The following is an 11,425-nucleotide window of genomic DNA, read 5'->3' as shown; positions in this document are numbered from 1 at the left end:
TTATAGTTCTGATATGAATTGTTTGAGTTTGCCTCGCGCATTGCGAAGTAAACTATTTTTTCTGTTATACGAAAATTGTAGTCCCGGTTCCAGATATTTATCAATGGCTTCCTGAATTCCTTTTATCTGTTCCAAGGTGAGTTCTTTTTCGCTGACATAATCGATTTCAAAGGCATCCGTTTTCGTCTGACGAATGATAAATTCTTTCACATTGCCATCGTCTTCGATGATGCTTTTGGTTACGTAGTAAAAAGTAAGTCCCGGCGATTTTTTTCCGCTTGGCAAAAGTGCAATGTCATTTGTTCTGCCAATCAGTTGCTTCAGAATTGGCTTTTTAGGGGTGCTTTTTTCGTCTAAAATTCCAACATCACCGATATCATAACGAAGAAACGGATGCGCTTTGTTGTATAATGAAGTGATAACGATGCGTCCTTCCTGTCCGTTAGGAACCGGCTGGTTGTCGTCGTCCAAAATTTCAACAAAAAGGGTTTCTGAATTCACCTGCCATTCGCCTTTCGGATTTTGAAACGCGATCAGGTCCAGCTCAGAGGCGCCGTATTCGTTTACGACCGGAATGCCGAATTGTGTTTCCAACAGCTCTTTATCCGAGTCAAAAAGCATTTCCGAAGTCACCATGCACACTTTTAAGGTCGGACAGATGTCTTTCAGTAACAGGTTTTTTTTCTGCAGGAATTTAGCAAACAGAACGATGGAGCTGGTATATCCGTTGATGTAATCAAATTTTTTGGATCTGAAATGTTTCAGCACTTTTTCAAGAAAGCCATCCGACAAATCAAAGATAGGGAAACGGTACCGTTGTCCCAGGAAATCCTTCAGTCGTTCTTTTCTGTAACCGATAAAATCCAATGGAATTCCGTAAAATCGTGCCTGGAAAGACGAATTGAAATCGATTCCGTACCATCCGAAACGGTGAATTATCGAAGCCCAGGTCAGCGCATGTGCCTCTTTATCTTTAGCAAAAACAAAAGGGTCGCCACTGGATCCCGATGTTTTATTGACAAAGACTGATTTTTCGGTATAGCCTTCTGAAAGCCTTTCGGTTAAAGGGCGCTGTAAGTCTCTTTTGGTTAGTACCGGTAAATTGTTCCAGTCCGTACTGTTCTTATCTTCAACCAGTTCTTTGTAAAACAAATTGTTCTCCAGATGAAAGGCCAGGATTTTTTTTCGTTGCGTTTCAATGTACGCCGAATACTCCGCTTCCGGAATAGCTAAAATTGACTCAAAAGCAGCATGGGCTTCCTTCATCGGAAAACCACTCAGTTTTAGCGAAAAGTCGAATAATCGGAACACGTTCAGCGAAATTTTTCCAAAAATAATAAAACAGTATCCATAAACTATCGATATAAACTTTTTTTTCCGTTCAAAACGGACTATTTTTGCACCCAAATCAACAACTCAACAACATGACTATTTTATTGTTAGGCTCAGGCGGAAGAGAACATGCTTTGGCTTGGAAAATGCTTCAGAGTTCTCATTGCTCAAAACTTTTCGTAGCACCGGGAAATGCCGGAACTGCATCAATCGCGACCAATGTTGCCATCAATCCCAATGATTTTGCGGCCGTAAAAAACCTTGTCCTTTCTGAAAACATCGGAATGGTAGTGGTCGGTCCGGAAGATCCTTTGGTAAATGGAGTGTATGATTTCTTTAAAAAGGATGCTGATTTAAAAGACATCCCAGTGATCGGTCCGTCAAAACACGGAGCACAATTAGAGGGAAGTAAAGAGTTCGCCAAAGAATTTTTGGTAAAACACAACATTCCGACCGCACGTTATCAGAGTTTTACAAAAGACACCGTTGAAGCGGGTTGTGAATTCCTAACTACGTTGAATGCGCCGTATGTTTTGAAAGCAGATGGTTTAGCAGCAGGAAAAGGAGTTTTAATTCTGAACGATTTAGCTGAAGCACAACAGGAATTGAGAAACATGTTGGTGGATGCGAAATTCGGAGACGCTTCTTCAAAAGTGGTTATCGAGGAATTTTTGGATGGAATCGAATTGAGCTGTTTCGTACTTACGGACGGAAAAAATTATAAAATATTGCCAACCGCAAAAGATTACAAGCGAATTGGTGAAGGTGATACCGGTTTGAACACAGGTGGAATGGGAGCTGTTTCTCCGGTTCCGTTTGCCGATGCCGAATTCATGCAGAAAATCGAAGAACGTGTTGTAAAACCTACAGTTGCCGGTCTTCAGAAAGATAATATCGAGTACAAAGGTTTTGTGTTTATCGGTTTGATCAAAGTAGGAAATGATCCGTTTGTAATCGAATACAATGTTCGTATGGGAGATCCTGAGACGGAAGTGGTGATGCCGCGTCTGAAATCGGACTTGGTTGAAATTTTCCAGGCGATCGCTACGCAGACTTTAGATCAAGTTGCTTTTGAAATCGACCCAAGAAGTGCAACAACGATTATGGTGGTTTCCGGAGGTTATCCTGAAGATTATGCAAAAGGTAAAGTGATTACAGGTTTGGATAAAGTGGATGGTTCGATTGCTTTTCACGCTGGAACGGCATTAAATGACGGAACGGTTGTGAGCAACGGAGGACGTGTAATCGCGGTAACTTCCTATGGCGAAAACTTTAAGGAAGCTATTGCGAAATCGTATTCGAATATCGAGAAGATCCATTTTGATGGGATGTATTACAGAAAAGACATTGGTTTTGATTTATAATCCAATGTGTCAATACTATATATGGGAAAAGAGCAGAAGTAATTCTGCTCTTTTTTATTTATTGCGGTTTCTGATTTTTAGAAAGTCTCTCCGGCGTTCAGATAGAATGCTTTGGAATTCCTACCCCAGGCATAATTCAGTACTAGATTAGTTCTTGTCGGTTTGTCAAGTAAAATGCGCAGTCCGACACCGGCGGCAGGCTGGATGTACTGGAAAAGTTTGGTTTCGGCATGGGTAACAGGATCGGGATCGTGATCGCTGGCTGTGGTGAAATTGGCAAATACGGTTCCGCTGATGAGTTGATTACAGCTAATCGGGAAACGGTATTCGGTTTCGAAATAAACCAAATCGAAACCCCGGAATAGTCCCTGCGTGTATCCTTTACCAGCCCTGCTGCGCTGATCCCATCCGATAGCCGGTAAATTAAGATACGGAAGATCGCCCTGCACAAGGAATTGTCCGTAAGTCCAAAAGCCCAATACATGTTGTTTATTGGTAGCGCTTAAGGGAATGAAATGGCGGTATTCCGCGAATAGCACCTGGCTTTTTTGCTGTCTGTCGTTCAGACTTGGGTTGAACCGGTAATTAAAGTTGGCAAACCATCCGTTGTTTGGATTGATCTGATTGTCGCGCGAGTCGTGGACCATGTTAAAGCTTACGCCATTCACTACATATTCCAAATTGTCAAAACCATGCTTCTGACTGTAATTATAGTGCTCGGTATATTGTCCTCCCTCGATGTTCAGGTTTTTATCCTCTATATTGGTATAGATGTCAAAGGCAACACCGCCTCCTATGTAATAATCTTTTTTAAATTCCCAGGAGATCGTTTGGTGAAACTTAAAATAGTCGTAATCCATAGGTTGGGTAATAGCGTCCAAACTGAATCCGTCATCGGAACTGTTGGGCGGAATAATGTTAGTACCCAATCCGTAGTTTGATTGCGTAAAGAGGTAGTAACGCCAATCGCCACTCAGGAAGATGGAATTATTCTTAAGCAATACATTATTCTTCAAGTTGATCATCAATTGTTTTTTTGTGGTATAGGTCACATTTAAACTTACGGTGGAATATTTGTCTTTAGGTTGGTCCCCTTTAAAGGTGTACTGGCCAACGGCACCATACATAAAACCTGTTGCAGGCTGGGAGCCGATGATTGGCATCACAATTAAAAAACTGTTCTTGATCGGTTTGAGGAGTGTCGTGGAATCTTTTTTTCGAAAAAGGTCAGGGACCGATTTTATGGGACACTTGCTAAGGGAATCTATATCGGTTTGAGCCGCAGTATGGTCAAGGAATACGAACTCCAAAACTATAATGGCACAAGCAATTTTCAGGAATTTGTGGTTTAAAACAGACATCGCGGGCTTTTTTTTGTTTTTCTGATTAATAAATTTATACAGAAATGCCTTAAGTCTTTCAACATTGTCCTTTTTATCGATAAACCGCTTTTTTTGACGGTCTTTTTAAAATATCGCCTTTTTTTAGTTCGGAAAGGGCAAAAAAAAAATCCCGATCTAAATCGGGATTTTTTCAAGTTCTTATTTTAAGAATGAATGTGCAGTAGTATCCTGCTCATCATCTCCTTTGTCTTTAAACATTTTTAATTCTTTTGTCCAGTACCATGTAGCATAACAGCAGATAACAATAAAAATCCAGTTTAAAATGTTTGCTGTCCACCAGTTAGATAATTCCAATTCTCTCATGAAGTTCATAGGAGCAAAAAGAATCTCTTCGAATACATAGGCTATTCCTTCAAAAAAAGCTTTCATAGTGTTTTGTTTTAGTTTATTTCGAACTCACAAGCAAAGAAAATAAAACTTCTCACCTCTTGTTAGTCTCTTTTTTATACAAGTGTTATCTTTACAGTCACAAAAATATAAAATATCTGCATGATAGCAAGTCTTTTTAATAAATCTCGACCAATTAATTATGTTTTAATCAGTTTATTGCTGATCGGGTTCTATTTTTTATATCTGGCCAAGGATCTTTCTTGGACGGAACACTATTTTACGGTTTCGCAAAAAACGGGACTATTGCTGGTTCTTACCGGTTCATTATTCCTGGTGAGATTCATCACCAAAAGAAACGGATTGAGCAAAGACAACAGTTATGCGCCCTTTATTTTTGTAATTTTTCTGATTCTTTTTCCAACGACCTTAGTCAATACCAACATCATTCTGGCTAATTTTTTCTTGTTACTGGCTTTACGCCGATTGATATCTATGCAGTCGCTGATAACTCCAAAAGAAAAGATATTTGATGCCTCCTTCTGGATTTTTGTAGCCTCGCTGTTTCATTTTTGGTGCATATTGTTTCTGATATTGGTTTTTATTTCCATTATCTTCCACGTATCAAGAGATTATCGCAATTGGATCATTCCGTTTATCGCTTTTTTTGCCGTAGGGATTTTGTTTCTCATGGCCGTGCTATTGCTTGACCATGATCTGCTGGCATTTGTGAAAGAAAAAATGAAGATCAGCTTTGATTTTACTTATTTCGAAAACGTATTCCAAAACATAGCGCTGGCGTTTTTCTCATCTGTTGCCGTATTGTTCTTTTCCACGCAACTTTTGGTACTGCAAAGCCGACCGTTAAACATGCAGTCTTCTTACAAAAAGATCATTTTCACCTTCCTTTTCGGAGTTGGGATTTATGTTTTGTCGGCCAGCAAAAACAATAGTTTTCTGATGTTTACCTTTTTTCCGTTATCGGTTTTAGGAGCTAATTTCCTGGAAGCATTAGACAAAAGGTGGCTAAAGGAAACCATTTTGGGAGGGTTGGTTTTGTTTTCCCTGATTATTTTTCTCGGGCAGTTATAATTTATTTCCGTAAGCCAAATCTCCTGCGTCGCCCAAACCGGGAACGATGTAATTTTTTTCGTCCAGTTTTTCGTCCAGGGCAGCAACCCATAAATGACAGTTTGACGGCAGGTTGCTTTTCAGGTATTCAATTCCTTCCGGAGCCGCAATAACTACCGCAATATGGATTTCCTTAGGGTTTTGTTCCAAATGCAGTTTGTTTAAAACAGCAACCAGCGATTGTCCTGTAGCCAACATCGGATCCACTAAAATCAGGTTCTTCCCTTCAAACGATGGCGCCGCCTGATATTCCACCAGAATTTCAAACTTATCGTCGTTGTCATAGTGATGGCGGTAAGCAGAAACAAAACCGTTTTCAGCAGCGTCAAAAAAGTTCATAAACCCCTGATGTAAAGCCAGACCAGCTCTAAGTATCGAACACAGAACTACAGGTTCGGCAATGGTTGTGGTGTGTTTTATGCCTAACGGAGTCTGAACTGCAACTTCTTTGTATTCCAATGTTTTGCTTAACTCATACGCCATTATCTCTCCGATACGCTCAATATTTTTTCGAAAACGCATGCTGTCTTTCTGGATTGTAACATCGCGAAGTTGCGTTAAAAAGTGGTTCAGAATGCTGTTTTTCTCGGAAATATAATGGATGTGCATAAAATTTGTTTAAAGTTGCCGTTCAAAGGTAAAGGGTAAAAGTATAAAAACTATATTTGTAAATAAAATTAAAAGCTATGTTTGCTGAATTCGCATTTCCTATTTTTGAACAGAGTATCAAGGATTATCACATCATTGACGACGTTTACCAGCCTGCATTGAACCCGCATGAAAAAGGGTCTATCGAACATTTATTGTATGCCAAAAACTGGGTAGATACTGTACAGTGGCATTACGAAGACATCGTTCGTGATCCGAATATCGATCCGGTTGCAGCCTTGGATCTTAAACGTAAAATCGATGCTTCCAATCAGGTTCGTACGGATATGGTTGAGTACATCGACAGTTATTTTCTTCAGAAATACAAAGACATTCAGGTAAAACCAAATGCAAAGATCAACACCGAAAGTCCGGCTTGGGCAATCGACCGTTTATCGATTCTTGCATTAAAGATCTACCACATGAGCGAGGAGGCTAACCGTGCAGAGGCGACTCCGGAACACCGTGCAAAATGTCAGGAAAAATTAAACGTGCTTTTGGATCAGAAGAGCGATATGTTCACATCCATCAGTCAGTTGATTCAGGATATCGAAAGCGGTGACAAGTACATGAAAGTGTACAAACAAATGAAAATGTACAACGACGAAGAGTTGAATCCGGTATTGTATCAGAATAAAAAATAGTCATCCTCACCGATGTCTGTTAAACAACATATTGCTGTAATAAGGCTCTCAGCCATGGGGGATGTCGCAATGACGGTTCCTGTGCTGAGAGCCTTAGTTTTGCAGTATCCAGATGTGGAAATCACCGTGGTTTCCCGACCTTTTTTCAAACCTTTTTTTGACGGAATTCCGAACGTGAATTTCTTTCCAATCGACCTGAGCAAACGTCATAAAGGATTTCCGGGTCTGATGCGCTTGTATTCGGATCTGCGAAAACGGAACATCGACAAAGTAGCCGATCTGCACAATGTTTTACGATCAAAGGTGGTTCGAAATCTCTTTGTGATGAGTGGGAAAAAAGTAGCCGCTACAGATAAAGGACGAGCCGATAAAAAGGCACTTACCCGTTTCGAAAACAAGATTTTTGCACAGGTCAAGCCAATGACGGAACGGCACGTTGAGACCTTTTCAAAATTGGGATTCTCAATGGATCTGTCTAATCCGCAATTCCCGAAAAAAGCTGTTTTATCGGAAGAAACACTTAAGGTAATTGGGAATAAAGAACAAAAATGGATTGGAATAGCTCCTTTTGCACAATACGAAAGCAAAGTCTATCCAATCGATTTAATGCAAGAAGTAATCGACGGTTTAGCTGCCGATTCGAATATGAAAATTCTGTTGTTTGGTGGAGGGGAAAAAGAAATCCAGTTATTGAACCAGCTGAAAGGCAATCATTTTAACGTACAGGTTCTAGCCGGTAAACTGAAATTTAAACAGGAACTTGAAGTCATTTCCAATCTGGACCTGATGCTTTCAATGGATTCCGGAAATGCGCATATTGCTGCGATGTTAGGTGTGAAAGTCGTTACGCTATGGGGCGCCACGCATCCGTATGCGGGTTTCAAACCATTCAATCAACCAGATGATTTTTGTATTACTGCCAATAGGGAAGAATATCCGTTGCTGCCAACATCGGTTTACGGGAATAAAAAAGTGGAAGGCTACGAAAACGCAATGCGGACCATTCTACCGGAAACGGTTATCAATAAAATAAAAAAGGAGCTTTAACGGCTCCTTTTGTTTTTATACATCATCAAAATCGACATAAATTTCATCGGTCGTAGGATGCGCCTGACAGGTTAGGATCAAACCTTCCTCAATTTCAGCATCGGTTAAGATGGAATTCTTTTTCATTTCTGCCGCACCTTTTGTTATTCTTGCCAAGCAACTGCTGCAGATACCGCCCTGACACGAGTATGGTGCATCAATTCCCTGTTTCAAAGCTGCTTCTAAAAGGGTCTGCTTCTGAGCCATTTCGAAGGTCGTTTCCTCATCATCCACCATTACGGTAATTTTGGTATGACCACCCAACGTGTTTTCGACTTTGGTTTCAGTCGTGGAAGGCGCGAACAATTCAAATTTGATGTTTTTCTCCGGGATATTGTGCTCCTTTAGGGTATTGCTTACCGTGGCAATCATGTCTTCCGGACCACAAAGGTAAAATTTCGAAAAGTCTTTTTCAGCGTGTTTGTTATTGATCACAAAATTCACCACCGATTTGTCAACTCTTCCAAACAAAGCCTCTTCCACAGTTGCTTTAGTGTAGACAAACTGCACAAAGAAACGGCCCACATATTTTAACTGCAAATCGTGAAGCTCGTTGTGGAAAATCGTGTTTTCCGGCGTTTTGTTTCCGTAAGTCAGCACAAACGTACTTTTTGGCTCGTTTTCCAGTGCCGATTTTATAATAGACATAATCGGTGTGATACCGCTACCTGCCGCAAATGCTGCATAGTTCTTTTGTGAGTCGGCTTTCGGTTCAAAAGTGAATTTTCCTTCCGGGAAACCAACTTCGATGATATCACCCGGTTTTAGATTCTTATTGGCAAATTGAGAAAAAACACCATCGGAAACAGCTTTGATCGTAACGCGCAAATCGCCACTGTTCGGCGAAGTACATATTGAATAAGCTCTTCTGATCTCATTTCCGTCCAAGGTTAGTTTTAAGGTTACGTACTGACCGGCGATAAAGGTATACGTTGGTTTTAATTCTTCAGGTACATTAAAGGAAACTGAAACGGCTTCCGGTGTCTCTCTGTAGACTTCTTTTATGACTAGTTTATAAAATGTCGACATGATGTAGTTTGTTTAAAGAGCAAAAATAACCATTCTAATTTTTTTAAATATGATAAAATGCAGAAATTAATACCAAAGGAATTTAGGTTTAATTTTTCCAGATTATAAATTAATGAACCGAGTGTAACATTTTTATTTTTTTGCATCTAACTTCTAACAATAAATAAGAAACAGCATATGTTGAAACATTTTATAACCCTGGAATGGAAATCGTTCTTGCGATCGGCATCCCTTTCCACCAATATTGTTCTTAAAATCGTAATGATTTTAGCGGCGATATATTTCGGAGGTTGCTTCCTTATTCTGGGCGCGGCTTCCTATTATATGCTTCAGGAATCCGGTTTGCCGCCATTGGAAACCATCAATAAATTCCTGATTTATTATTTCTTTGCTGACCTGGTCATCCGGTTCTTTCTGCAGAAAACACCGGTTATGAATATTAAACCGCTTTTGTACATCAACATCAAAAGAAAAAGCATTGTGAATTTTGCACTGGGAAAAACAATGTTGTCGTTTTTTAATGTCATTCACGGTTTCTTTTTCATTCCGTTTTCCATCGTGCTTTTAATCGAAGGATTTGATCCTTTAGGGGTATTGTTCTGGGTGATGGCCATGTTTGCGATAGTGATGCTGAACAATTTCTTAAATATCCTGATTGATAAAAAAGACAGTGTTTTTTACACAGCACTTATCATTGTTGCAGGTTTGGGAATCTTACAATATTATGAGGTTTTTGATATAACACAGTACACAGCATCCTTTTTCAGTCTGATTTATGAAACGAAATGGATGGTGTTGTTCCCATTGCTTCTTTTTGCCGGAATATATATCGTGACTTTTAATTTCTTCCGAAAAAACCTTTATCTCGATCAGGGACTTTCCGTAAAAGAAGCCATTGCCAAAACCGAAGAGTTCACCTGGCTTAATCAGTTTGGAACCTTGGGAACCTTCCTTAAAAACGACATCAAACTTCTGAAAAGAAACAAACGTTCCCGTACCACGGTAATTATGAGTGTTGTTTTCATTTTCTATGGATTATTGTTTTTCAGCGGCGGTATTGAAACTTATCAGGGCCCGATGATGCAGGTTTTTGGAGGCATTTTTGTTTCGGGCGGTTTCCTTTTTACCTTCGGACAGTTTGTGCCGAGCTGGGACAGTTCCTATTACCCTTTAATGATGAGTCAAAATATTCAGTATCGGGATTACCTGAATTCAAAGTGGTTTCTAATGGTGATGGCTACGATCTTTTCAACGCTTGTGGCTTCTTTTTACCTTTATTTCGGCTGGCAGACTTATTTGCTGATTGTGGTGGGAGCCATCTATAATATCGGTGTAAACGCACACTTGGTTCTTTTAGGCGGGGCTTATGTTAAAACACCAATCGATCTGACTGCAGCCAAAGGCGCTTTTGGTAACAAGCAAGGATTCAATGTACAGACGATGCTGATTTCCATTCCGAAATTATTGCTGCCGATGGCGCTGTACACCATTGGGACATTTTTCTTCGGTTTTGAGATCGGATTGCTTTTTGTGGCATCGGCGGGTATCATTGGTTTTGCTTTCCGTAACAAAATGTTCCGCGTCATCGAAAATGTGTACAAAAAAGAAAAATATAAAACGATTGCGGCTTATTCTCAAAGAGACTAATTTCTAAAAAAACAAACCATGATACAAGCAACCAATTTATCAAAAACATATAACGGAATTACCGTACTGAATATCGAAAACCTGGAAATCAAAAAAGGAGAAAGTTTTGGTCTGGTCGGAAACAACGGTGCCGGGAAAACCACTTTCTTCAGTTTGTTGTTGGATCTGATTCAGCCGTCGACCGGAAAAATCACCAGCAATGGCATTCAGATCAATACCAGTGAAGCCTGGAAACCATTCACGGCTGCCTTTTTGGATGAAAGTTTCCTAATCGGTTACCTGACTCCGGAAGAGTATTTTTATTTCATCGGCGAGCTGCGCGGACAAAATAAAGCGGATGTGGATGCCTTGCTTGAAAAACATGAGGATTTTTTCAACGGGGAAATTCTTAAAAAGAAAAAATACCTGCGCGATCTGTCCAAAGGGAACATGAAAAAAGTGGGTATTATTGCGACCCTGATCGGGAATCCGGAAGTGATCATTTTGGACGAACCTTTTGCCAATCTTGATCCTACCACACAAATCCGTTTAAAGAAAATCATTAAGGAACTGGCCGCCACGCCAGAGGTTACCATTTTGGTTTCCAGCCATGATCTGCAACATACGGTGGAAGTTTCAGACCGGATTGTAACGCTGGACAAGGGAAAAATTGTGGGAGACATCAAGACCTCTCCGGAAACACTGAAAGAACTGGAAGCATTCTTCGCCATATAATTTTAAATCCTCTGAAAATTCAGGGGATTTTTTTTCCGTTGAGCCGATTTTTATCCGCAAATTTCCCACATATTAAAAAGAAACGTATTTTTACCCTATA

At 40.1% G+C, this 11,425-nt stretch carries 11 protein-coding genes; 6 read left to right on the top strand and 5 right to left on the bottom strand.

Annotation, left to right across the window (positions count from 1 at the left end):
- Positions 1 to 1,311, bottom strand: a complete 1,311-nt coding sequence (locus AC3E9U_RS09055; protein WP_488746579.1) for a phenylacetate--CoA ligase family protein — start codon at positions 1,309 to 1,311, stop codon at positions 1 to 3.
- A gap of 113 nt (positions 1,312 to 1,424) precedes the next feature.
- Here AC3E9U_RS09055 and purD point away from each other — a divergent pair, with 113 nt between their 5' ends.
- Positions 1,425 to 2,696 carry a phosphoribosylamine--glycine ligase gene (purD, locus tag AC3E9U_RS09050; RefSeq protein ID WP_488746578.1) on the top strand — a complete coding sequence of 424 codons (1,272 nt, stop codon included), beginning with the start codon at positions 1,425 to 1,427 and terminating at the stop codon, positions 2,694 to 2,696.
- A gap of 77 nt (positions 2,697 to 2,773) precedes the next feature.
- Here the strand turns inward: purD and AC3E9U_RS09045 are convergent, their stop codons facing one another.
- Both AC3E9U_RS09045 and AC3E9U_RS09040 read right to left on the bottom strand, forming a co-directional pair.
- Entirely contained in the window at positions 2,774 to 4,057 is a 1,284-nt protein-coding gene (locus AC3E9U_RS09045) for a BamA/TamA family outer membrane protein (RefSeq protein WP_488746577.1), read from the bottom strand.
- A 180-nt stretch (positions 4,058 to 4,237) separates the two neighbouring features.
- Positions 4,238 to 4,468, bottom strand: a complete 231-nt coding sequence (locus AC3E9U_RS09040; RefSeq protein ID WP_488746576.1) for a DUF6341 family protein — start codon at positions 4,466 to 4,468, stop codon at positions 4,238 to 4,240.
- A 120-nt stretch (positions 4,469 to 4,588) separates the two neighbouring features.
- Between AC3E9U_RS09040 and AC3E9U_RS09035 the strand changes: the two genes are divergently transcribed.
- Positions 4,589 to 5,518: a DUF6427 family protein gene (locus tag AC3E9U_RS09035; protein WP_488746575.1), complete on the top strand. Its 930-nt coding sequence runs from the start codon at positions 4,589 to 4,591 to the stop codon at positions 5,516 to 5,518.
- Here the strand turns inward: AC3E9U_RS09035 and upp are convergent.
- Complete coding sequence (gene upp, locus AC3E9U_RS09030; RefSeq protein WP_488746574.1) at positions 5,513 to 6,166, bottom strand: uracil phosphoribosyltransferase; 654 nt, start codon at positions 6,164 to 6,166, stop codon at positions 5,513 to 5,515. The two genes, AC3E9U_RS09035 and upp, sit on opposite strands and share 6 nt — an antisense overlap.
- Before the next feature lie 77 nt (positions 6,167 to 6,243).
- On the opposite strand from upp, the gene AC3E9U_RS09025 reads away from it, so the two are divergent.
- On the top strand, positions 6,244 to 6,849 hold the full coding sequence (locus AC3E9U_RS09025; RefSeq protein WP_488746573.1) for a DUF4254 domain-containing protein: 606 nt from the start codon (positions 6,244 to 6,246) through the stop codon (positions 6,847 to 6,849).
- Positions 6,850 to 6,861: 12 nt separating this feature from the next.
- Positions 6,862 to 7,896: a glycosyltransferase family 9 protein gene (locus AC3E9U_RS09020; protein ID WP_488746572.1), complete on the top strand. Its 1,035-nt coding sequence runs from the start codon at positions 6,862 to 6,864 to the stop codon at positions 7,894 to 7,896.
- Positions 7,897 to 7,911: 15 nt separating this feature from the next.
- On the opposite strand, the gene AC3E9U_RS09015 is transcribed toward AC3E9U_RS09020, so the two are convergent.
- Positions 7,912 to 8,964 carry a 2Fe-2S iron-sulfur cluster-binding protein gene (locus AC3E9U_RS09015; RefSeq protein WP_488746571.1) on the bottom strand — a complete coding sequence of 351 codons (1,053 nt, stop codon included), beginning with the start codon at positions 8,962 to 8,964 and terminating at the stop codon, positions 7,912 to 7,914.
- Between the two features lie 177 nt (positions 8,965 to 9,141).
- Between AC3E9U_RS09015 and AC3E9U_RS09010 the strand changes: the two genes are divergently transcribed.
- Together AC3E9U_RS09010 and AC3E9U_RS09005 are read left to right on the top strand one after the other, a co-directional pair.
- Positions 9,142 to 10,611, top strand: a complete 1,470-nt coding sequence (locus AC3E9U_RS09010; protein WP_488746570.1) for a DUF5687 family protein — start codon at positions 9,142 to 9,144, stop codon at positions 10,609 to 10,611.
- A gap of 18 nt (positions 10,612 to 10,629) precedes the next feature.
- Positions 10,630 to 11,325 (top strand): ABC transporter ATP-binding protein, encoded by a 696-nt coding sequence (locus AC3E9U_RS09005; RefSeq protein WP_488746569.1) that lies wholly within the window; start codon positions 10,630 to 10,632, stop codon positions 11,323 to 11,325.
- The last annotated feature ends 100 nt before the right edge of the window (positions 11,326 to 11,425 follow it).

Source organism: Flavobacterium sp. 21.1 (assembly GCF_057801535.1).
This window is presented reverse-complemented; position numbering and strand designations above follow the sequence as displayed.